The following is a 22,367-nucleotide window of genomic DNA, read 5'->3' on the forward strand; positions in this document are numbered from 1 at the left end:
CCACACCCAACCCGCCCTCGCGCACGTCGCGAGCCGCCTGCCCGGGGCCGGCGTAGATGACAGGAGTCCCCTGCGCGAGCGACGCAAGAATCTTCGTCGGATAGGCATAGTCGTAGCCGCCCGGGCGCAGCGACGCCAACGTGGCGGTAGCACGCGCCATCCACCGATCCGCCTCAAACGCGCTCACCGCGGGCACGAGGATGACCCCCGCAACCCCCCGAGCGCGCGCAGCCAATTCGTCCCAGCCGCTGCCCTGCCCGACGAACACGAGGCGAGCATCCCCCAAACGCGATCGCGCACGCTCGAAAGCCCCGACGAACACCTCGGGGGCCAACCAGTGGGCAACCGTACCCGCATAAACAAAAACGGGACCGGAGCAGCTGGGGAAACCACCCGGAAAACCTGCAGCCACGACCCCGGGCACACGCACGCCGTTGGGGACGACCGCAACGCGAGCGGCACCCAACTCGCGCNAGGCGCGATCTTCGCGTATAACGCGCACGAGCTGGAAACGGAGACGGTGGGGTCCGCGGGGCTGCGCCGGCGCCTGCAGCGTCGCATCGAACGCCGTTACATAGGGCGGGCGGACGTGGTGTCCGTGGTCAACGAGTCGATCGCACAGTGGTACCGCGAGGCCTACCCGGGTGTGGATCCGATCGTGGTGACGAACGCGCCGACGGGGACGGGCGGGGTGATCGACCTGCGTGCGCGGCTGGGTATCCCGCACGACGCGCTCCTATATCTACACGCGGGCTACCTGGCGCCCGGACGTAACATTCCCCTGATCCTGCGCTCGTTCGCGCAGGTGAGCGGCGCACACGTCGTCTTCGTTGGCCAAGGCGCCCTGCTGCCCGAGGTCGAGCGTGCCCAAGCGGCGCATCCGAACATTCACCGCCTACCACCCGTGGAACCGGACCAAGTCCTGGCCATGACGCGCGGCGCGGACGTGGCGTTGTGCCTCATTGAGTCCGGGTGCGTCTCACACCGCATGTCCACGCCCAATAAGATGATGGAGGCCTTTGCGGCCGGTATCCCTGCACTGTGTTCTCCCCTGCCCGAAGCACGTCGTTACCTGGGTGACCAGGCCGACACGTGGGTGCTGGAAGACCCCGAGCGCGACCTCGTATCCGCTTTAGAGCGAATCACGCGAGAGGACATCGACGCCTTCACCTCCCCCGAGATCCCCGCGTGGGAAGAGGGCGCCGCGCGCCTACGCGGCGCCTACGAGCAGGCCCTCGCGGCGCGAACCCGCCGCTAGGACACCCCGTTTCACGGGCGTTTCACGAAGCCGCACCCCCGTTTCACGAACGTTTCACGAGGCCGTGTTACGGTGTCAGGCGCGCCTCCCCCGGTCGTAGGAGCGCGCGGTCACGACGGCCATGACAAGCATGACAATGAGGAGCACCGCCATCAGCGCACCCAGCACGCTCATCGTGGTCTCAATCCCGTAGGGACTCACTGCGAGCCACGCCAGGGGTGCAGCGCAGTAGACGCACGCGAAGGCCAGCATACGGCGCTGATGATAGGTCGCCACGAAAACGTTGGAGAGCGGGGAGGTAGCAACGGTCAGCGCCAACCAGGGTGCCAGGGAACGCGCGAAGTACCCCGCCTCCTCCCATCGCCCCCCGAACACAAAGGGAAAGAGCCAGGGGCTGATCCCGGCGATTAGCGCGAACACCGGGATAGACGCCCCCAGGGCCGTCGCCCCCACCCGACAGACGACGCGGGTCATCTCCCCGGCTGGGGTGTCAGACAGACGCGGCAGGTACACCTGAGACAGCGCCCCTGCGATGAGGGCAACGGGAGCCTGCAAGGCCATCCACGCCATGTTGAACTGCCCAAGAGAGGCCACAGAATACGAAGCAATCAACATCGGGATCGCGCTCGTGCGCAGCGCGTCGACGACGACGTTGGGCACGCCGACGAGCGCCATCTTCCGATAGCGGGAGGCAACTTCGCGTAAGGAAGGATCCGAGGCCTCGCCTACGCGGGCGTCGCGGACACACCAAGACAGGTAGGCCACCGCGATTCCCTGTCCGGCCAGAGTCGCGCCGATGGCGGCACCCAACCCACCGGAGGCCAGAGCGCCACACACCAGTTGAAGCGCGGCAATGCCAAGGGACCGTACAACGGATGAACTTGCGAGGACACGGAAACGGCGGTGCCGAGTCAGCCAGTAAGAGCACACCTGTCCCTGGGCGAGAAACAGGATCGAGACGCCGGCGGCGAGCATCCACCCCGCAAGCGCCTCCCCATAGCGCACCGACACCCATGGCCGGGCGCACGCGGCCACGAGGGTGGCCAGCGCGGAAGCTACCAGCACGCAGCGCGAGGACAGGCGAAACAGGGAGCGAGCCGAGGCCTCGTCCCCGGGGGAGGGCAGGACGATACTGAGGTCGAAGCGAACCCCCGCGACGGCCGCTCCGAGCGCCGCGGCGGACGTGAAAAGACCCAGGTATCCCAGGTCAGCGTCCGTGTAGAGGCGGGCGACGCCGATTTGGGCGACGAACGCGATTGCCTGCGCGAGGAGGGTGCCGCTGACAAGCGTCAGCACTTGGCGTGCCACGCCCGTGCGCGCGGGCGGGGTGGGGGCGTTCGTCATGCGTTCATTTAATCACCAGGTCGCCCACACTAGCCCGTAGGATGGGGGCATGCCCTCCCCCGCGCGACCGGCGCTGCATCCTCGGACAGATTCCATGAAGGTCGCTCTGACGAAGGGAACGCTGCTGGTTCCCCCGACGTATTTCGCGCTCGCGCACGCGCGCGCTATGCCGGAATGCGATTGGCGAGCATTCACTTTGGCGGCGCGGGTTGACGATCCGACGATCGCGTTCCCCATAGCCGTGGCTTCTCCGGGGGCTTTGTCTCCCTTCCTTGCGCAGCGTTTGGTATCCCAGGCGCGAGGTTTGGGTGCGATGCGCCGCGCCATCACGTCTTGGGGGCCTGACGTTATCCACCAGCATCAGGCCACCTGGTCGCTGCCTGCCGTGGGGGCCGCGCGCAAGACGGGCGCGCCGCTGGTCGTGACGCTGCACGGCGGGGACGCCTACCCGCGGCTCGGAGGGGGCCTGGGTGCGGCCTGGAACGCACTCAACCGCCGGGCGGCTTTCGAGGGCGCCACGCAGCTCTTGGCTGTGTCGCGTTACCTGGCTGATGTTGCCGTGGGTGCGGGGGCGGATTGGGGGCGCCTCGCGGTTCACTACCAGGGGGTGGATACCGACTGGTGGACGCCTTCCCCTAACGCCGCGTCGGGTTCGTTCCCGGGTCTTGGCTGCGATGCGCCCGATGTTCCTGTCGTGTTGTTTGTGGGCGCGCTCAGTCGTTTGAAGGGCGTGGACGATCTGATCGCAGCATCCGTTTCCCTGGTTGGTCGATGCCCGCATCGTCTGGTGCTCGTGGGTGACGGGCCGCTGGCGTCCGTGCTGCATGGGAGGGTTCCCTCGCACGTGACGTTGACCGGGGGGCTGGGTCGGGAGCGTGTGCGCGAGTGGATGCGCTGCGCCCGCGTCTTAGTTTTGCCGACGAAGCCGACGCGGGGGCGCGAGGAGGCGGCCGGTCTGGTGTTGCTCGAGGCGCAGGCGTGCGGGGTGCCTGTGATTGCCTACCGTACGGGTGGAACGCCGGAAATGGTGGCCTCGGGCGCCTGTACGTTGACGGGCGAGCGTTCGCCGGGTGCGTTGGCCTGCTCCATTAACGAGGCTGTGGCGTGGTCGGATGAGGAGCGCGCGGATCGCGCGATGGCGTGTCGGGAGTGGGTCGTCCGTGAGCGTTCTCTGCGTGCGTCGGTGGATCAGCTGCGCGCTATTTACGAGGCCGTGGCGCGTTAGTCGCCGCGCTTGGGCTGGATGCGTCTGGCGGGCGAGGTTTCTTCTGTCAAGGGGCAATAGTGGAGAGGGGCGCAGTATGGAGGGACTGTCACCAGCTCAAGCATCGAACTGTCAAACGCCCAGTGATGACACCTGTTGATCAATTGTGTGGAAACCACCACCAAATGTTCATCTTTCTGCGTACGAGTGTTACGCTCGAACACATAGCAGATGGCTGATCCTCGTGAACGAAAGGTGATCGCATGCCCTCGACGAACGTTGGCACTCTCAGCGAACCCCAATTCAACATCCTGACCGCCCTGGCGCGGGAAGGCACCCCCCTGACGCAACGCGCACTGTCCGTGGCCACCAACATGAGCCTAGGCCGCGTCAACACCGCAACCCGCGAATGCGAAGCATCCGGCTACATCCAAGACCGCGCCCTCACCGACGCAGGGCGGGCAGCTCTGGAACCCTACCGCGTCACGGGAGCCGTCATCATGGCCGCCGGCCTGTCCTCCCGATTCGCTCCCATCAGCTACGAACGCCCCAAGGGAACACTGAAAGTACGCGGCGAAATCCTGGTCGAGCGCCAGATCCGCCAACTCCACGAGGTCGGCATCACAAACATCGCGCTGGTCGTCGGCTACAAGAAGGAATACTACTTCTACCTGGCCGACAAATACGGCGTCGACATCGTCGTCAACCGCGAGTACGCCACACGCAACAACAACGGGTCCCTGTGGCGCGTGAAAGAACGCCTGGACAACACCTACGTGTGCTCCTCGGACGACTACTTCACGACCAACCCCTTCGAACCCTACGTCTACAAGTCCTACTACTCAGCCAACTACGTCGAGGGTCCCACCGACGAATGGTGCATCAAAGTGGGGGCGGGCGATCGCATCACGGGCGCCACCGTGGGCGGGCACGATGCGTGGGTCATGCTCGGTCACGTCTACTTCGACCGCATCTTCTCACAACAGTTCCGAACCACTCTGGAGCAGGTCTACGACAAGCCCGAAACCGTCTCGAAACTCTGGGAGACCATCTACCTGGACCACATCAAGTCCTTCGACATGGTGATCCGCCGCTACCCGAACGGCGTCATCCACGAATTCGACTCGGTTGACGAACTGCGTACCTTCGACCCCCTCTTCATCGAGAACGTCGATTCGGAGGTCTTCGATCACATCGTGGAAACCCTGGGCTGCCAGAAGTCGGACATCCGCGACTTCTACCCGCTCAAGCAGGGCATCACGAACCTGTCGTGCCACTTTAAAGTGGGCGACGAGGAGTACGTCTACCGCCACCCCGGCATCGGCACAGAAAAGATCGTGGACCGCAGCGCGGAGTTCGCAGGACTCCACCTGGCAGCCGAACTCGGCATCGACGACACCTTCCTCACGGGCGACCCCGACGCGGGCTGGAAGATCTCGCGCTTCGTGCGCGACGTACGCAACCTGGACGTCACCCGCCCCGAGGAGCTCAAGGCTGCCATGGAGATGGACCGCGCGCTGCACACCTCCGGTCGAGTCCTGGACCGCTCCTTCGACTTCGTCACCGAAGGCCTGCGCTACGAGGGCCTCCTCAAGGCCTTCGGCCCCATCGACGTGCCCGGATACTTTGAGCTGCGCGACAAGGTCCTGCGCCTGAAGGCCTTCGCTGACGCGGACGGCTTCGAGGTCGTCCCCTCACACAACGACTTCTTCCCCCCGAACTTCCTGGTGGATAAGGACGGCACCATCAGCCTCATCGACTGGGAGTACGCGGGCATGTCGGACATGGCCGCCGACTTCGGCACGATGACCGTGTGCACGGCGGAGATGACCCGCGAGCGCGCGGCCGCCGCCCTGGAGTACTACCTGGGCCACACCCCCACCGAGCGTGAGGCGCGCCACTTCTTCGCCTACGAGGTCTTCGCCGGCTGGTGCTGGTACCTGTGGGCGCTGGTCAAGGAAGCCGAAGGTGACGACGTCGGCGAATGGCTCTACATCTACTACTCGCACGCAACACGCACACTGGATTCCCTGCTCGCTTCGTATGAGGCCACCTCGACCTCGGGCGCACAGGCTTTCAAGGAAGGTGAACTGGCATGAAAACTCAGCACGGAGGCAAGCGCTACGGCTTCTTCTCGGGCGCTCTATGGGGCCTGGACACGGTCGTGCTGGCGATCGCGCTAACCATGATTCCGTTTGACGACTTCGGCCAGTCGGCGCTCGTGGGCGCGGTCCTGCACGACGTCGCGTGCGCCGTCATCCTGGTCGTGTATATGGCTCTCCGAGGCCGCCTGAAGGACACCTGGGCGGCGCTGCGCACGCGCCCCGGTAAGTCGGTGATCGCGGCGGCCCTCCTGGGCGGCCCGATCGGCATGAGCGGCTACCTGATCGCGATCGACAACATCGGCCCCGGCCTGACCGCGATTATTTCGACGTTCTACCCGGCGCTGGGCACCCTGCTGGCCTTCATCCTCCTGAAGGAGCGGATGGCTCCGCGTCAGATCGTGGCGCTGCTGGTGGCGCTTGGTGCCATCGTGGTGACGGGCTTGTCTGCAACCTCCGACCCCGTTAAGGACGGCAACGCGATCCTGGGTATCATCGGCGCGCTGGCGTGCGTGATCGGCTGGGGGTCCGAGGCCGTCATCCTCACGTGGGGTATGCGCGACGAGGCCGTGGATAACGAGGTGGCGCTCCAAATCCGCGAGACGACCTCGGCGCTGGTCTACCTCTTCGTGGTAGCCCCCATCGCGGGTGTCTTCGGCGACACGCTCCACTCGCTGGCTCACCTGTCCGCGGGCGTGGTGGCCCTGGCCGGCCTGGCAGGCACGGCCTCGTACCTCTTCTACTACAAGGCCCTGTCGGCGATCGGCGCCTCGCGCGGCATGGCCCTGAACATCTCCTACTCCGCGTGGGCGATCATCTTTGCCCTGGTGTTGCAGGGAACGATCCCGACGCCCATGCAGGTCCTGTGCTGCGTCGTGATCCTGGTGGGCACGGTCCTGGCGGCCACCTCCAACTGGGGTGACCTGCTTCCCAAGCGAACGGAGAAGGTCACGAGCTCCCAGGCGTGAGACAATGGCGGGTGGGCGCGCACGCGCCCACCCGCTCTGCCATATTCGGAGGACTGATGACGACGCCCGACGCCGACCTGCGTAAGGTCCAGAAGCTGCTGACGCTGATCCTGGCCGAACTCGACCGGGTGTGCCGCCGCATCGGAGTGTCCTATGCGGTCTACGGCGGCACCGCGATCGGCGCGATCCGCCACGGTGGGTTCATCCCCTGGGATGACGACATCGACGTGATGATGACGCGCGCCGACTACGAGCGCTTCCTGGCGGAGGCACCCGCCCTCCTCGACGAGCGCTTCCGCCTGGACAACACGCGCACGCGCGAGGACTTCCCCTTCATGTTCACGAAGATGGTCATGCCGGGCACGCTCCTGATCCCCGAGGCGGATAAGGATTCGGCGTACCGCATGCCCTTCTTCCTGGACATCCTGCCCCTGGATGAGATCCCAGCAGACGAGAAAGCCTTCCGCCAGATGTCCCGCCAGTCCTGGTGGTGGGGTCGCCTCCTGTTCCTGCAGGGGACGCCTCGACCCCACCTGATCAACACCCCCGCGTGGAAGAAGGCACTGATTTTCTCCGCGACGACGGTGGCGCACCTGGGCCTGAAGGCCGCGCGTGCGACGCCTCGCAGCCTGCAGGAGCGCTGGGAGAAAGCGGTGCGCCGCTACGAGGGCACGGGCACGGGCGTCTACGCGGACTTCACGATGCGCGACCCGCAGAACTGGATCGTGCGCGAGGAGGAATTTTTCCCCACGCGCGACGTCCCCTTCGAAGACATCACGGTCATGATTCAGAACCAGTACGACGCGCTGCTGCGCCGCGGCTACGGCGACTACATGCAGCTGCCGCCCCCGGAGCAGCGCTACAACCACGAGGCCGCAGTCATCGACTTCGGCCCCTACGCCGACTCCCTGTAGGCCCCGGCCCCATCGAGCGATCGGAGAGACATGAGCGAGGCAGATCCCGCAACCCTGGCAGCCATTCAGCGCGTCACCAAGCGGTGCCTGGCTGAAATCGACCGCGTGTGCACCCTCCTGGGCGTGCGCTACGTCGCCTACGGCGGCACGGCGATCGGCGCGGTGCGTCACCATGGCTTCATCCCGTGGGACGACGACGGGGACGTGTGCATGCCGCGCGCGGACTACGAGCGTTTCATCGCCGAGGCCCCCGCCCTCCTCGGAGAAGAGTTCTTTATCGCCTCGCCCGCCACGCACCCGAACTATCCAATCAGCTTCGGCGTGCTCGGCCTGAAGGGCTCCGAGTTCGTCTCGAAGGTCGCGAAGGACCGCGCCTTCCGTATGCCGATCGGCGTGGACCTGTTCGTCCTGGACCAGATCGCGGACGATCCGGCGCGCTTCCGCGCCCAGTCGCGCGGCACGTGGCTGTGGGCGCGCCTCATGTTCCTGCGCTCCATCCCCAACCCNGGCGACTTCTCCACGCGTGACCCGCGCCGCTGGAGCGCCTCGGAGGGCGAGCTCTTCCCCGCCCGCTCCGTGCCCTTCGACGACATCACCGTGCGCATCCCCGCCGCCTATGACGTCGTGCTGACGCGCGGCTACGGGGACTACATGCGTATTCCTGATCCGCAGGATCGGGTCACCCACGAGCCATTCCACATCGTGTTTGGTCCCCATGACCCGGGCCCCTCCTCGCAGGACGGAGCCGACGCGTGAGCGAGAAGGACACCACGGCCTCGTCCCTACCCGAGGCCTCGGACCCCGGCGGAGCCGTCGAAACCACCGAGGAAGCCCTCGAGTCGCGCGGCCAGCTCGGGCGCGACTACCTGTGGAACACGGCCGCCTCCCTCATGTCGAGCCTCGCCGTGGTCATCATGGGCGTGGCGATCATGCGCTCAGGCGCCACGGATTCTTTCGCGCGCGCCCAATACGGCCTCTTCACCCTGGCCCTGGCGATCGGCCAGCAGTACCAGACGGTGGGCCTGTACGAGGTGCGTACCTTCCACGTCACCGACGTGCGTCGCCGCTTCCACTTCGGGACCTACCTGTCGACGCGCATCCTCACCTGCCTGGCCATGGTGAGCCTCATCCTCATCCACTCGTGGAACTCCTCGACGAAGGACCCCTACCCCGCCTTCACCGTCATCGCAGCGATGGCGCTGCTACGCATCTTCGACGCCTTCGAGGACGTGTACTACTCGGAGTTTCAGCGCTCCGGGCGCCTCGACATCGCCGGCAAAGCCTGTTTCGCGCGCATCTTCACGACGACGTTCCTGTGGTCGGGCCTGTACTGGGTCACGCAGGACCTGCTCCTCGCCACGCTCGTCACCTTCGCGGTCACCTGCCTCGTGCTCGTCGTGGCCTACGGGATCCCCGCGCGCGGCCTGTTCCCCCTGCTCCCCTCATTCAATCTACGAGGCATCGGCGGAATCCTGTGGGAATGCCTGCCCCTCTTCATCGCCGCGTTCCTCAACCAGTACCTGGCCAACGCACCGCGCTTCGCAATCCACGCGAGCCTCGGGGACGAGGAGCTGGGCGTCTTCGCGATCATCTACATGCCGGCGGTCGCCATCAACATGCTGTCCCTGTTCGTCTTCCGCCCGCTCCTCACCCGCATGGCACTGCGCTGGACCGAAGGCAAACACAACGAGTTTTTCGCGATCATCCGCCGCGGCCTGATGACGACCGCGCTCGCCTTCATCCTCGTCGCGCTCGTCACCTACGTCATCGGCGCTCCGCTCCTGACCCTCGTGTTTGGCACGGACGTGTCCGACTACGTGCCCGAACTGATGGTGCTCGTCCTCGGCGGTGCCCTCAACGCGGCCGGCGTCATCCTCTACTACGCGCTGGCAACCATGCGCCGCCTGCGCGCGGTCCTCGTCGCATTCGTCATCGCCGGTGGGGCAGCCTACCTGGCGGCCACGCCACTCGTCCGCTCCTTCGCCATGATGGGAGCCTCCCTAGCCTATGCTTCAACCATGGCCCTGCTCGCGACGCTCTTCGTCGCGTTCATGCTCATTCCCGTCCGCAACGCGCCCACCGAAACGGAGTCCGTCAATGGCTGACCGCTCTCATCGCCCCACCAAGGTCGGGATCTTCATGGAGTTCTTCCTGCCCTACCTGGGCGGAATCGAACGCTACCAGGACCGCCTGAGCGAGCAGCTGAGGCTACTCGGCTACGACATCTTCATCGTCACGTCCCTGCACGACGAATCCCTGCCTCGTTTCGAGGACAAGGACGGCCTGCGCATCTACCGCCTGCCGACTAAAAACCTCTTCAAGCAACGCTACCCCTTCTTTAAGCGCGACGAGCGCTTCAAGGAGACAATGGCGGCCGTCGAAGCCGAGAACGCCGACTTCTACATCGTCAACACGCGCTTCCACCTGACCAGCCTGCTCGGCGCGCGCCTTGCGCATCGCCTGGGCCGTCCGGTCGCCCTGATCGAGCACGGCACCGCGCACATGAGCGTCGGTAACCCGATCCTCGACTTTTTCGGCGGCATCTACGAGCACGCCCTCACCCACTTCGTCAAAAAGCACGTCACCTCCTACTACGGCGTCTCACGCAACTGCAACAAGTGGCTGCGCCACTTCAAAATCAAGGCGTCGGGCGTGTGGTACAACGCGGTGACCCCCGAGGACACAGCAGTGGCCGACAACCGCTACGAGCATCAGTGGCCGCGCGGGCTCGCAAACTCCGAGATCGTCATCTCCTACGCGGGGCGCCTCATCGCCGAGAAAGGCATCGTCGCGCTACTGGATGCCTTCACGCGGCTACGTGCCGAACTCCCGGACGTTCCCCTACGCCTGGCCGTGGCGGGTTCGGGTCCCATCGAGGACGATCTGCACGAGCGCTACGGGTCCGACCCCGCCGTGTCTTTCCTGGGAAAACTGGATTTCCCCGCTGTCATGAGCCTGTACCGCCGATCCGACATCTTCGTCTACCCGTCGATGTACCCCGAAGGACTGCCCACCTCAATCCTCGAGGCGGCCCTGGGCGACTGCGCGATCATCGCGACGCCTCGCGGAGGCACAGAGGAAGTCATTACGTCTCCCAAGTTGGGGTGGATCGTCGACGGGGCTTCGTCCGCTCAGCTCACGGATGCCCTCGTGCCCGCCCTGCGCGAGGCCGTGACAGATCCGGCGCGCCGCGCGTCCTGCGCCGCCGCTGTGGGCGCGCGCGTGCGCGAGCACTTCACGTGGGCGTCCGTGGCCCGTGCAGTTGCCTCCGCCATTGACGAGGCCGTGGACCGCTGAGCGTTCACGAATTGGCTGCAGGGTCGCGGCCCCTGGTGCGTCCCTGTGTGCGTCTGGGCAACAGGTCGAGTGCGTCTGTACCGACTCAACCGCGTGTGACTGATACCATGTAACCGTATGTGTCACGAGGCTAAAGTCCTATTACGCGAGGTTGTCTATGTCCCGCTCTCCTCACACTGGCGTCAGCGAGTCCTACATCCCGGACATCACCCTGGATCGTTCGTCCCCCGTACCCCTGTACTTCCAGATTTCCGAGCCGATCGCCCAGTTGATTAATTCCGGCGCGCTGGCCGCGGATACGCGCCTCGAAGATGAGCTGTCGATGGCTGCCCGCCTCCACGTGTCGCGACCGACCGCGCGCCAGGCCCTCCAACGCCTGGTCGATCGTGGGCTGCTCACACGACGCCGAGGCATCGGAACGATCGTGTCTCCTCGCCAGGTCCACCGCCCAATGGAACTCACATCCCTCATGCGAGAATTGGTGGAAGCCGGCCACAAAGTCCGCACGACCATTCAGTGCTACGACGCTCACCCGGCGACGCAGACGGAAGCCGACACGCTCCAGGTCGACGAGGGCGCACCCATCGTGCACATTGAACGCACCCGATTTACCGACAATGAGCCGATCGCCGTCCTGATGAACCTCATTCCCGCCGACATTGCGCCGGCCATGGCGGAACTCGAATCGGGTTCCCTCTACGATCTCATGCGTGAACGCGGCGTCGTCCTGACCTCAGCCCGCCAAGTCATCGGCGCGCGCAGCGCTACAGCGGCGGAGGCGAGACTCCTCGCCGAGCATCACGGCGCGGCCGTGCTGACAACTCAGCGCACGACGTATGACCCTTCAGGGCGCATCGTGGAGTACGGCGATCACATCTACCGCGCGTCGCGTTACTCCTTCGAGGCGAACCTTTTCGCGCAGTGATCGTCCCCGACTGCCTCCCCGTGAGAGGCCGGCGTCCGCCACCAGGGCGAGGCTCGCAGTTCGCACGTCGTCGAGGCCGTGGCACTTATGCGGATGCCCCATCCGATGAACGCGGTAGTGCCGTCAAGCAAACGCACCTTGAAGACGTTCACTCCGATCATTAGTCTTGTGGGAACAACCGTCGACGATAGCGAATGGTCATGACCTACCCGTCTCCCTTTGTTCCACCCCGTTCAGGACGCGCAGCCACCGGCGAGCACGTCACGGAAAAACTGGGTACAGCGATGCACGCAGCAAATTCCACGAGGACCAATCAAGTCTGTCATATGAATGCAATAGTCCGACGCACTATTGCATCAATCGCGACAGCGATCCTCTCTATGGGCCTGATCAGCGCATGCGCCGGCAGAGAAGAAGGACAGAAGATGACACACTGCGACGGAAAGATCATCGCTCTCGAGCCAGCTATCCGGTATCAACTCATTGAGGGCTTCAGCCCCCTGAGAATCACGGGAACGAACGCCGACATCATCGATGGGATACCGCAAGCCGTGATCACGGTAAGTTGGTCAGCGGGCATCAACGTGCCAGAAGGCTTGTATCAGCAGCTCAAACTGGGTGAGAGCGCGACCCTTGAGATGGTCGGGACCTTCACGCTCATCGAAGTGACCCCACCGGCCAACGGCGCACGCTGGCCCACCCCCGTGGTGTGCTTCGAACAAGATCCTCAGCTCATGGACACCGCACGCCAGTACGCCGCCGACAACGACCTCTACTTCCGCCCCGACGACGAGGAGGCACGCCAGTCATGACAGCATCCTTCGCCTGCGACCCCGCCGAGATGACGCGGCTGAAGGGCAGGAACAACCACCGCTCCGCCTCAATCCCGCAACCACTCATGGCCATCGAACAGAGACACTCACCATCATTGACGAAACGCTTCATATCGGTTAACATTTGCTCACCGTTTCAGAGCCGAAAAGGAGAGCGACATGGGCTGGTTTTCAACCTACATCTCAGACCCACCCGGAAACGCCGACCAGATCGCGGGTATCAAAAACGGACTTAACACCGCCGCTGAGAAGGCAGCCTCTGCCGAGGCAGACTTATTTTCCATCAGGTCCTCGATCTCAACGTGGGCCGGTCAGGCCCGCGATGACTACGATGAGTCGAGCCAGCGAGGGACAAAACGCCTCTACAACTTTTACACAGGCTTGACGTCCGCCTCCAGCGACGTCGACAAGTACTACTGGAAACTCCGGTCCATCAAGTCCTACGTGGACGGAACCCTGCGCCCGGCCCTGCAGGACCTCGACAAACAATTCGACGCACGCCAATGGCGGACCGCTGGTCAAAGTTCTGGGAACTGCGCAAGCAAGCGTTGAGTATTCAGGACGATTACAACTCGAAGTACAAGGAACTCAAGCAGTCGGCGGAGGAACTGACTCAGAGCCTCAAGGGGGCGCTCGCCATCGAGCCGGTGGCGCGAGATTCCGAAAATGTCGGAACTCCTCAAGACCCTTCAAGGACCGAAAGACTCAGCCCTGATAAAACTAAGAATATCGATGACGAGCGGAAGCAACTAGCCGCAGGAACATACGATCCACGCAATGTCAGACAAGGAGGGATCGGCGACTGCTACTACCTGGCCTCCCTCATGGCCGTCATGAATTCCAGCGATGGGCAGAAGAGACTCGCACAGGGCATTCGCCCTCACTACGACTCAGCCGGCAACATCGACGGCTACTACGTGAGGGTCTACAGGAATCCGGGGATATTCTCCGGCCCCTCGCAAGAGGTTCTCGTGCGGGACACCTACGAAAACGGCGCCTCCTCGTCCGGCCATACCGGCGTGATCTCCCTCTATGAGAAAGCCTACGCCCAGACCTTCCCCGACGGCGTCAACAACTCCATAGCCTTCGGATTCGGCGGAATCAGCGGAGGCCACCCCCAAGACGCGCTCCCCGACATTACCGGCAAGGGCACGCACACTGTCGACGGCGCAGGAGGAATCTTCGGCTGGGGCGAGGGCTATGACCAATCCGAGAGGCAGGACATCATCAACTCCGTCAATAGCGGGCGGCCGACCGTGGCCAGCACCGCGTCTAGCAAAAACTTCACCTCCAAGACTGCTCCCGTGACCGCCACGCTTCCGGACGGCACGCAGGAGACGATCAAGATTTACGATTCACACTCGTACATGGTCAAGAAGGCTGACCAATCGGGAGTCACCCTGGTCAATCCGCACGGTTCAAATCCACGCGCCACCGGAGGCTCGGTAGACGGTGGGGAGTTCACGATCTCCTGGGAGGATTTCCAGAAGTACTACGGAGACGTCGCGATCGGATCCCTCTAGTGAAAGAAATCCTCAAACGCGCCATTACATTAATCGCCACGACAATCCTCACTGTAGGCCTGATCGGCGCATGCGCCGACAGAGAACAAGGACAGAAAATGGAACAATGCACAGGCACGATCTACACTCTTCGAACGGCAATTCTCTACCCGCTCATCGATTCCTTCCCCTATCTCAGAGTCTATTCAACCGACGCTCAAGTCGTTGATGGAACCCCCGAAGCAGAGGTTCGCGTGGAGTGGGATGAGGGAGTCAATCGCCCCGCAAATTTGAACGAGACACTGAAGCTGGGAGAGAGCGCGACCCTCGAGAAGGTCGGGACCTTCACGCTCATCGGCATGGAGCCTCCCGCCCACGGCAAGCGCTGGCCGGATCCCGTCGTGTGCTTCGAACAAGATCCTCAGCTCATGGACACCGCACGCCAGTACGCCGCCGACAACGACCTCTACTTCCGCCCCGATGACGAGGAGGCACGCCAGTCATGACAGCATCCTTCGCCTGCGACCCCGCCGAGATGACGCGGCTCAAGGGCAGGCACGACACCCTGCGTGGAACCGTCGACGAAATCACTGTCCCATCGGGCGCCATCAACTGGGGGTTCCTGGTCGTCACCTCCGGCTACAGCAAGCTCGAATCAGATGGCAATCGGCGCCGCCGTACCATGCACGATTGGTGCGAGCATATGTCCGAGTTGATCGAGCAGACGTCACGTGACGCGCAGGCAGCAGATTCCCACTGGGCATCCGTCATCAAGAAGGACCGGCGCACGTCCCTGTAGCACGTTGCCTTCACGAACATCGCGAGCGTGCGGGTACGACGACAGGCCCGCGCACTCCCGATCGTCGCATCAGACAACGACAGGACTGTCGCCACCACGTGGACACGGCGGCGCCTTGTCCGCTCACTGCCCCAGCGCCCCCTTCACGGCCTGGTCCAGCGGCTGCGCGGCGCCGCCAAGCATCCCCTCGAGGGCCTGAAGCGTGTAGTGCGACGGACCCGCCAGGAAGGCGACCATCGCGCCAACTTCGGCGGCATCCACGCCCACGCGCTCTGCCCAGGCCCGCTGATACAGGCGCAGCTGCGTCGCGAAATAGGCCAGCTTTTCCGGCTTGGTCGTGCGCGTGACCGGCTGACCGCTCTTCCAATCCACGACCAGGAATCGCGGTCCCTGCCCGCTCACGCGCTCAAAGACGGCGTCGATGCGGCCCTGCACGGACACGCCTCCCACTTGAACCGAGAAGGCCTCCTCGATCGCCACCGCCCGATAGTCGGCCAGCTCCCCCGCGACGAACGCGCGGAAGTTCTCGCGCAGCCCCTCGAGCAGCTCGCGCTCCCTCGCGGTCAGCAGCGCCTCGTCTGCCCCGTCGTCACCGCCAGCCAACGCGACGTCCTCGCCGGACGTGACCGCAGAAGGATCCACGGCCTCGGACACAGGATCGGACCCCGCGAGGTGCAGCTCGCGCTCGGCCCACGCGTGGAAGACAGTGCCCAGCGCCGAGAAAGAACTAGGCTTGACGGGCATCGGCCGACGCATATCGCGCGCGAACTCACCCGCGTCCTGCAGCAGGGAGGAGACGGACGTGGCCGGCACTCGTTCGGCCCACAGGTCCACAACCGGCGCCTCCCGGCCCAGCCGATCCTCCTCGATCAGGGCGATCGTGTCCCTCACCGCCGGGTCATCGCCCAACTCCGCCAAGGCCTTGAACACATCCCTGTCCTGCGCGAGTTCTCGGATCTGCGCGCGCACAGACGCCGCCGCAGCCGCAACCCGCTGACGCGACGGCCCCGGCGCCGACGGAAACGTCTCCGAGGGGGCCGACGCTGACAGCGCCTCACGCTCCTCCTCACCCGGAATCGGGGCAATCAGGCAGGCCCCCTCCCCCACGGCCGGCTCAACGCCCAGGTCGCGCCAGGCGCCCGAACCCCACACGTCTCGGTCCTCCACGGCACCAGCCGTGCCCTCCGCGGGCTGCGGAGCATGACCGAACAGCTGCGCGCTAGCCTCCATCAGGTAACGAGACGGGTGAGCAACCTTCCTGTTGAAGTCAGACGTCCACGACCCCACCAACAGCTGCGCGCTGCGCGCACGAGTCATCGCCACGTACGCCAAGCGCCGCTCCTCACGCTCCGCATACACGCCAACGGAAGGCTTGTAAACCTTCGTCGCCCACTTGTCGTACCCCGCAGAAGCAGTCCGAGACCCCTCGACGACGGGCACGAAGGGCGGCAGGTCCCTGTGATCCCCGCGCAGCGGATGCGGCAACGCCCCGCTGTCCGTCAGCCACGCGTTAGCAGGGGGAACATCCTTCGTCCATTCCACGCTGGTCTTCTTACTGTGCGACGGAAACACGCCGTCACACAAGCCAAAGACGACGACGCCGTCCCACTCCAGACCCTTCGAACCGTGCACCGTCAAGATCTGCACGGCCTTCGGATCCGGCTCCCCCAGCGGCGCATCAAGCCCGTCCTCACGCTCATCCGCCATCCTCAGGTACGCCAGGAACGAGCCGAGCGAAGCCCCCGGAGTCTCCTTCTCATAGGCGGCGGCCACGGCGATGAACTCATCCAGCGCCGCGCGCCCGCCCATCGACAAAGGGTCCGCGATCACGTCGTCCAGCGTCCCCATGATGAGGATCGCGCGCTCGACCTGCTCGGTGATCGACCGACCCACACCCTCACGAACCTGGCGCAGGCGCTCGCCCAGCAGGCGCACGCGACGCACCGCCTCCTCGCTGATCGCAGGACGCCCCTTAGCCGCCCACCCGGGGGCCGGCGGTTCATCCACAGCGTCCAGGAGCACCGCCTGGTGGGAACTGGCCCCCTCCCGACGAGCCAGGACACGCGCCCAGTCGCCGAGCGCCATCAGGTCGGCGGCACCCAGATCGATGCCCGCCAGGAGACGCGCCAGCCACGGGGACGCCGCCACGTCGTAGCCGAGCTCCAGAGCAGCGCGCACATCCTGCACGGCCGGCTGATCGAGCAGCCCGCCCAGCCCCACGATCTCCGTGGGGATCCCCGCCTCACGAAGAGCGGCGTCGATCAACGGGAAGTCCTTGCGGCGCCTGCTCAGGACGGCAACGCTTCTGCGCGAACCGTCCTTGCGCGACCGTGAGCGCACCCGCCGCACGAAGTCGACCGTCGCCGCCAGCGCGTCCTCGTAGGCGGCCGGGTAGGCGATCTCGACGACGCCGCGCCCCGCCCCCGGACGAGGAACCAGGACGGGAGACTGCGCATTCAGTTGCTCCTTGCCCTCCTGATAGGAGGCGACCTCGCGCAGGGGCTCAGCCACGCGATTCGCCGCCTCCAGGATCGACACGTCGTTACGCCACGCGGTCGACAGCGTGAGGGTCTGGCCCTCCTCGGGCGCGCCCGTCTGGAAGCGCTCCAGGAACGTCTCCAGGGACGAGGCCGAGGCCCCCCTCCACCCGTAAATCGCCTGATTCGGGTCGCCCACCGCGGTCACCGCGTGGTCGCCAAACAGAGTGGACAGCAGCTCCATCTGGATGACGGAGGTGTCCTGGAACTCGTCGAGGAGCACCGCGCGGAATTCCTCGCGCAGCGCGGCTCGCACGGAGGGGACCTCGCGCACGATGCGAGTGGCGAGGACCAGCTGATCCGAGAAGTCCAGGAGGCCCATCTCCCGCTTGCGCTTCTGGTAGGCCTCGATCGGACCGAGGAATGCGATGCGGCGCTGGTTCGCCTGATGCAGATCCCGGGCAGCCTTATTCGAGTCCCCCACGATCTCCAGTTCCCACTCGAACCCCTCCAGCGCCTGGCGCGCACCCTCGACCGTGTAGCCGTGCTCGGCGATCTCACCTGCGAGATGAAGGATCCTGCCCACGACGCCCGCCGGACTCAGATCATCGTCCAGGTCGGTGGGCCACGCCTCGACGATCTGCGTCATCATGTCGAGGGCGCCCGCCTCGGAGAGCATGGAGAAATCCGGGTCAATCCCGATGCGCATCCCGTGCTCGGACACGATGCGCTCCGCGAAAGAGTTGTACGTGAGCGTCACCGGGTCCTCGTCCAAACGCTCACGCATCTGCGGCAATTCGCGCGACAGCAGGCGGATACGCTCGCGCAAGCGGTCGCCGAGCTCGCCAGCCGCCTTACGTGTGAAGGTCAGGCCCAGGATGGAAGCCGGCGTCAAGTCCGGGTGGTTTGCCAGCAGCCACAGCACCCTCATCGACATGGTTTCGGTCTTACCCGACCCCGCACCCGCGACGACCAGGAGCGGCCTGCGCGGAGCCTCGATTACACGCACCTGCTCCGCAGTCGGGGTCTTCGTCGCGTCGACGATCGCCTGAATCTGAGTCGCGCCGAGGGTCATCGCGCCGTCTCGTGCCACGTCACTCCACCACCTTACGGCCGCGCTCACGAGCCGGGCACAGCCGATCAAAAGAACAATACAAGCAGGCCTTCTCCGACGGGGTCGCCTGGAAGTAGGGGCCGCGCGCGATGGCAGCAACCTCACGCACCTTCTCACGCCACCCCTCCAGCGTCTCCCCTTCCAAGGGCCTCTGATCGAAAGACTTCGCCGCGTCCCCGCCAAGGAGCGCGATACGCGCGCCCGCGACCCGCTCCCCCGCAGCGAGGAGGGCCATCTGGTAGGCCGCCAGCTGCGGATTATCGGGAACGGTCTTCGCGCTGTACCCGCTCTTACCCGTCTTTAGGTCAGTGACGCGCACGCCCTCGTCGACATGCTCGAGGCGATCCATGCGCCCGCGGATCGTCACCCCCTCCACCTGGGCCTCGACCGATCGCTCGACCTCCACCCGGCCGGGAACACCCGCCATGTAGGAGGCCAAATTGTCGACGATGGCGTGCGCGCGACGATCCGCGTGCCGCCCCGCCCACGTGTCCAAGTTGTAGCCCAGCTCCTCGATACGCGCCTCAAGCGCTGCAGTCAATTCCTCCGGGGTGCCGTGCGGGTTCTCCTCGGCTAACGCGTGAACGAGGGTTCCCAGACTGGCCGCCGCATTTGAGGGCCCGTCGGCGCCAATCGTGGTGAGGAACCAGCGCAGCGGGCATGCGAGCGCCCGCTCGAACTGCGACGGCGAAAGCGTGACGTCACCACCGTAGGCTTCCACCGTCGTGGGCGTGCCGCCCGCTCCCAGCCATCGATCAGGCTGCGCAGAACCGATGCCCTCGCGAGCCATGAGAGCCAGGAGCGTGGCCGCAAGCTCAGCGTCCACCCGATTATCCGAGGCGGCACGCGCGCGCAGATCCGCGATGTGCCCGGGCAGGGACAGGGGCGCGTCCACCTGGTCCAGAGGCACCACATCGTCCTCGCGGGGCGTGCCCGCCAGGCGCGCCACCAGGTCGAAAAACACGGACGGGGCCGCATCCTCCGAGCGCACAGCCCCCGCGTGCACGTAGCACCGCGAGCGCGTGATGGCCGCGACAAAGAGACGGTACTCATCGTCCAGGACAGCCCGGCGCGCGGCCCGCGTCGAATCGATGAGTTCCTCGCGCCCATNACCGCCTGCTCGAACACCGCCAAGGCACACGTCGAACGGCCAGACGACGGCGCGCCGCGCGCAATCACGTCGCCCGAGCGCACCGCCTCCACGACCGCACGCTGCTCAGCATTCAGCTCGGGCAGGCGCCACCAACCCACCGGGCGGCGCCGCAACCTGACCTTGATTTCGCTCATGACGCAATACTGACAGACCCCACCCGCATCTGTGGCACATATGATGGGCGTGACGACATTTACCAGCAAGGAGTCACCATGGAGATCTTCATCGGCATCCGCGACAACACGCGCCAGCTCGCCCTCGACGTCGACATGACCGAAAACGAGCTCATGACCAAGGTCAACGAGGCCCTTGCCGCCCCGAACGGCGTCCTCGACCTCACCGACTCGAAGGGCCAGCGCACCCTCGTCCCCGCCCACGCCCTCGGCTACGTGCAGATCGCCAGCAAGACCGAGCGCCGCGTCGGATTCGCGATCCACTGACCCGCGCACACGAACGAGGCCGGGGAACCCGAGCGGTCACGATGCCGCCCGAGGAACCCCGGCCTCGTCACGTACCTGCAGGACTCACGCTTTCAAGTGAATGTCCCTCATACGCTCACCATGGCGCCTGATCACATACTCCGTGATCTCATCAACATTCTCCGGCGTCATCGCCAACTGCGGATACGTAAACAACGTGGCACGCACAAGACCCAGCGCCTCACCCGCAACGCGGCGACCCCACAGAGACAAGCGATCCGCCAACTGCGGATCCGCCTCAATCTGCGGCCCCAACTGCGCACGCACCCAATGCCCCTGCTCGAAAGGCCACACATCCTCGATGCCCTCAAACAAGCTATGGACGCGAGCAACGCGAATCAGCATGTCACCCAGCATGCCACGCGTAATAAAAGTCTTCACTGACCGCTCCGCAAACGTCGTCGGACGAGTGCGCGCATCCAAATCATCATACGCACCCGAAAAAGCACTACCAGCCGCCAACAGATCAAAATCACGGTGCCCACTCCACACCTCCAGCTGCTGATACAACGCGAAACACTGCGCAGCCATGCGCGCGTGCTCCACGTGTGCCTCAAACGTGGGGGCCTGCTCCCCATCCTTCGCCAGGCGCGTCATAAACGCCAGCGACGAATACGCGAGAATACCAATGACATCAGTGTCGTCGGCCGGGACAGAAACATATTCATGAGCCATGAGTCCAGCATAGTGCCTGACAAGCTCCCCGGCTCCCACTGTCCACGTATTCCCACGTTCCCAATACCTGTGACCAGCACCTCCACCGCTGTCGGCTCCCACACGATTACACTGAAAAGCGACCACCGGAAGCCCGGTCGCATCTTTTTCACACATCACACGTACGCGCGGACGAACATCCCCGCGCCAGACAATGCGCGATCGGCACCGACCCCAACCCCGGAAAAGCCCGGGAGACAAGGCAGATCGTGACCACCACGAGCACCGAGGCCATCGAGCCCACCCACGACAACGATACCGTCACCCAACCCAAGGCTTCCACGCCGGAACCCGCCCCGGCCTCGTCCGTCGAATACTCCGCAGGCGTCGTCCGCCTCGGCAACATCCACCCACAGGCCCCCGCCGAACAGGAAGCCACCCCCGACATCACCGGCAAAGGCGAAGACCTCGACAAGAAATCCTTCGCTGACTTCGGCGTCACCGACCCCATCGTCGACGCCCTCGATGACAAGGGCATCACGCACCCCTTCCCGATCCAGGCCCTCACCCTCGGCCCCGCACTGGACCGCCACGACATCATCGGCCAGGCCAAGACCGGCACCGGTAAGACCCTCGGCTTCGGCATCCCCGTCCTCGAAGACGTCATCGCGCCCGACGAAGAAGGCTACGACGAGCTACTCAACCCGAACCAGCCGCAGGCGCTCATCATCCTGCCGACCCGCGAACTCACCAAGCAAGTCGCGCAAGACCTGCGCGACACCGCCAAGTACCTGTCGACCCGCATCGTCGAAATCTACGGCGGCGTCGCCTTCGAACCCCAGATCGAGGCCCTCACCCGCGGCGCCGACATCGTCGTAGGCACGCCCGGCCGCCTCATCGACCTGCTGCGCAAAGGCCACCTCCACCTGTCCGGCGTCGAAACCGTCGTCCTCGACGAAGCTGACGAAATGCTCGACTTGGGCTTCCTGCCCGACGTCGAGACGCTGCTGGCCCGCGTCCCCGAGAACCGACACACCATGCTGTTCTCCGCGACCATGCCCGGCCCCGTGGTGGCCCTCGCCCGCCGCTTCATGGTCCACCCGACCCACATTCGCGCGCAGGACCCCGACGACCAGAACCAGACCGTCAACACGGTCAAGCAGGTCATCTACCGTGTTCACGCCATGAACAAAGTCGAGGTCATCTCCCGCATCCTCCAGGCCCGTGGTCGCGGTCGCACCGTGATCTTCTGCCGCACCAAGCGCACCGCCGCCCGCCTCGGCGAAGACCTCTCCGCCCGCGGCTTCGCGGTCGGCGCGCTGCACGGCGACCTCGGCCAGGGCG

At 65.1% G+C, this 22,367-nt stretch carries 20 protein-coding genes and 1 pseudogene; 16 read left to right on the forward strand and 5 right to left on the reverse strand.

All coding sequences use genetic code 11. The annotated features are described in order from the left end of the window. The coding region (locus BQ7477_RS12745) for a glycosyltransferase (protein WP_338072947.1) at window positions 1–502 on the reverse strand (502 nt) is incomplete at its 3' end. Between BQ7477_RS12745 and BQ7477_RS03065 the strand changes: the two are divergent. Next, window positions 476–1,258: pseudogene (locus tag BQ7477_RS03065) on the forward strand (glycosyltransferase); the annotation flags it as partial. The gene BQ7477_RS12745 and the pseudogene BQ7477_RS03065 sit on opposite strands and share 27 nt — an antisense overlap. A gap of 75 nt (window positions 1,259–1,333) precedes the next feature. Here BQ7477_RS03065 and BQ7477_RS03070 read toward each other — a convergent pair. Further along, window positions 1,334–2,602 (reverse strand): lipopolysaccharide biosynthesis protein, encoded by a 1,269-nt coding sequence (locus BQ7477_RS03070; RefSeq protein WP_073982766.1) that lies wholly within the window; start codon window positions 2,600–2,602, stop codon window positions 1,334–1,336. Window positions 2,603–2,651: 49 nt separating this feature from the next. On the opposite strand from BQ7477_RS03070, the gene BQ7477_RS03075 reads away from it, so the two are divergent. The 13 genes from BQ7477_RS03075 to BQ7477_RS03135 all read left to right on the forward strand — a co-directional run bounded on the left by BQ7477_RS03075 (window position 2,652) and on the right by BQ7477_RS03135 (window position 15,146). Continuing rightward, window positions 2,652–3,827 (forward strand): glycosyltransferase family 4 protein, encoded by a 1,176-nt coding sequence (locus BQ7477_RS03075; RefSeq protein WP_234968658.1) that lies wholly within the window; start codon window positions 2,652–2,654, stop codon window positions 3,825–3,827. A gap of 242 nt (window positions 3,828–4,069) precedes the next feature. Beyond that, window positions 4,070–5,905: a phosphotransferase gene (locus tag BQ7477_RS03080; RefSeq protein WP_073982767.1), complete on the forward strand. Its 1,836-nt coding sequence runs from the start codon at window positions 4,070–4,072 to the stop codon at window positions 5,903–5,905. Next, window positions 5,902–6,876 carry a DMT family transporter gene (locus tag BQ7477_RS03085; protein ID WP_073982768.1) on the forward strand — a complete coding sequence of 325 codons (975 nt, stop codon included), beginning with the start codon at window positions 5,902–5,904 and terminating at the stop codon, window positions 6,874–6,876. Before BQ7477_RS03080 ends, BQ7477_RS03085 begins: the two co-directional genes overlap by 4 nt. Before the next feature lie 56 nt (window positions 6,877–6,932). Then, entirely contained in the window at window positions 6,933–7,790 is an 858-nt protein-coding gene (locus tag BQ7477_RS03090; protein WP_073982769.1) for a LicD family protein, read from the forward strand. 30 nt (window positions 7,791–7,820) lie between these two features. After that, the gene (locus BQ7477_RS03095) at window positions 7,821–8,546 is read left to right on the forward strand and encodes a LicD family protein (protein WP_073982770.1); all 726 of its coding nucleotides are present in this window, start codon (window positions 7,821–7,823) and stop codon (window positions 8,544–8,546) included. Next, complete coding sequence (locus BQ7477_RS03100) at window positions 8,543–9,895, forward strand: lipopolysaccharide biosynthesis protein (protein ID WP_073982771.1); 1,353 nt, start codon at window positions 8,543–8,545, stop codon at window positions 9,893–9,895. Before BQ7477_RS03095 ends, BQ7477_RS03100 begins: the two co-directional genes overlap by 4 nt. Continuing rightward, the gene (locus BQ7477_RS03105; protein ID WP_073982772.1) at window positions 9,888–11,087 is read left to right on the forward strand and encodes a glycosyltransferase family 4 protein; all 1,200 of its coding nucleotides are present in this window, start codon (window positions 9,888–9,890) and stop codon (window positions 11,085–11,087) included. Before BQ7477_RS03100 ends, BQ7477_RS03105 begins: the two co-directional genes overlap by 8 nt. 157 nt (window positions 11,088–11,244) lie before the next feature. Next, window positions 11,245–12,012 carry a GntR family transcriptional regulator gene (locus BQ7477_RS03110; protein ID WP_073982773.1) on the forward strand — a complete coding sequence of 256 codons (768 nt, stop codon included), beginning with the start codon at window positions 11,245–11,247 and terminating at the stop codon, window positions 12,010–12,012. Between the two features lie 425 nt (window positions 12,013–12,437). Next, on the forward strand, window positions 12,438–12,824 hold the full coding sequence (locus BQ7477_RS03115; RefSeq protein ID WP_073982774.1) for a hypothetical protein: 387 nt from the start codon (window positions 12,438–12,440) through the stop codon (window positions 12,822–12,824). A 180-nt stretch (window positions 12,825–13,004) separates the two neighbouring features. After that, window positions 13,005–13,397, forward strand: a complete 393-nt coding sequence (locus BQ7477_RS03120; protein WP_073982775.1) for a hypothetical protein — start codon at window positions 13,005–13,007, stop codon at window positions 13,395–13,397. Continuing rightward, window positions 13,349–14,368 carry a C2 family cysteine protease gene (locus BQ7477_RS03125; RefSeq protein WP_073982776.1) on the forward strand — a complete coding sequence of 340 codons (1,020 nt, stop codon included), beginning with the start codon at window positions 13,349–13,351 and terminating at the stop codon, window positions 14,366–14,368. The genes BQ7477_RS03120 and BQ7477_RS03125 overlap by 49 nt, the downstream gene beginning before the upstream one ends. 98 nt (window positions 14,369–14,466) lie before the next feature. Then, complete coding sequence (locus tag BQ7477_RS03130) at window positions 14,467–14,853, forward strand: hypothetical protein (RefSeq protein ID WP_073982777.1); 387 nt, start codon at window positions 14,467–14,469, stop codon at window positions 14,851–14,853. Beyond that, the gene (locus BQ7477_RS03135; protein ID WP_073982778.1) at window positions 14,850–15,146 is read left to right on the forward strand and encodes a hypothetical protein; all 297 of its coding nucleotides are present in this window, start codon (window positions 14,850–14,852) and stop codon (window positions 15,144–15,146) included. The genes BQ7477_RS03130 and BQ7477_RS03135 overlap by 4 nt, the downstream gene beginning before the upstream one ends. A gap of 123 nt (window positions 15,147–15,269) precedes the next feature. On the opposite strand, the gene BQ7477_RS03140 is transcribed toward BQ7477_RS03135, so the two are convergent. Together BQ7477_RS03140 and BQ7477_RS03145 are read right to left on the reverse strand one after the other, a co-directional pair. Further along, on the reverse strand, window positions 15,270–18,698 hold the full coding sequence (locus BQ7477_RS03140; protein WP_073982994.1) for an ATP-dependent DNA helicase: 3,429 nt from the start codon (window positions 18,696–18,698) through the stop codon (window positions 15,270–15,272). A gap of 19 nt (window positions 18,699–18,717) precedes the next feature. After that, window positions 18,718–19,527, reverse strand: coding sequence for a RecB family exonuclease (locus BQ7477_RS03145; RefSeq protein ID WP_478209450.1), 810 nt, complete (start codon window positions 19,525–19,527; stop codon window positions 18,718–18,720). 575 nt (window positions 19,528–20,102) lie between these two features. Between BQ7477_RS03145 and BQ7477_RS03150 the strand changes: the two genes are divergently transcribed. Next, the gene (locus BQ7477_RS03150; RefSeq protein ID WP_073982779.1) at window positions 20,103–20,330 is read left to right on the forward strand and encodes a DUF3107 domain-containing protein; all 228 of its coding nucleotides are present in this window, start codon (window positions 20,103–20,105) and stop codon (window positions 20,328–20,330) included. A gap of 84 nt (window positions 20,331–20,414) precedes the next feature. On the opposite strand, the gene BQ7477_RS03155 is transcribed toward BQ7477_RS03150, so the two are convergent. Further along, window positions 20,415–21,044, reverse strand: a complete 630-nt coding sequence (locus BQ7477_RS03155; RefSeq protein ID WP_073982995.1) for a ferritin-like fold-containing protein — start codon at window positions 21,042–21,044, stop codon at window positions 20,415–20,417. 248 nt (window positions 21,045–21,292) lie between these two features. Here BQ7477_RS03155 and BQ7477_RS03160 point away from each other — a divergent pair. Beyond that, on the forward strand, window positions 21,293–22,367 hold a 1,075-nt coding region (locus tag BQ7477_RS03160), incomplete at its 3' end, for a DEAD/DEAH box helicase (RefSeq protein WP_129582503.1).

Origin of the sequence: Actinomyces bouchesdurhonensis, from assembly GCF_900128465.1 — a bacterium.
Classification (GTDB): domain Bacteria; phylum Actinomycetota; class Actinomycetes; order Actinomycetales; family Actinomycetaceae; genus Pauljensenia; species Pauljensenia bouchesdurhonensis.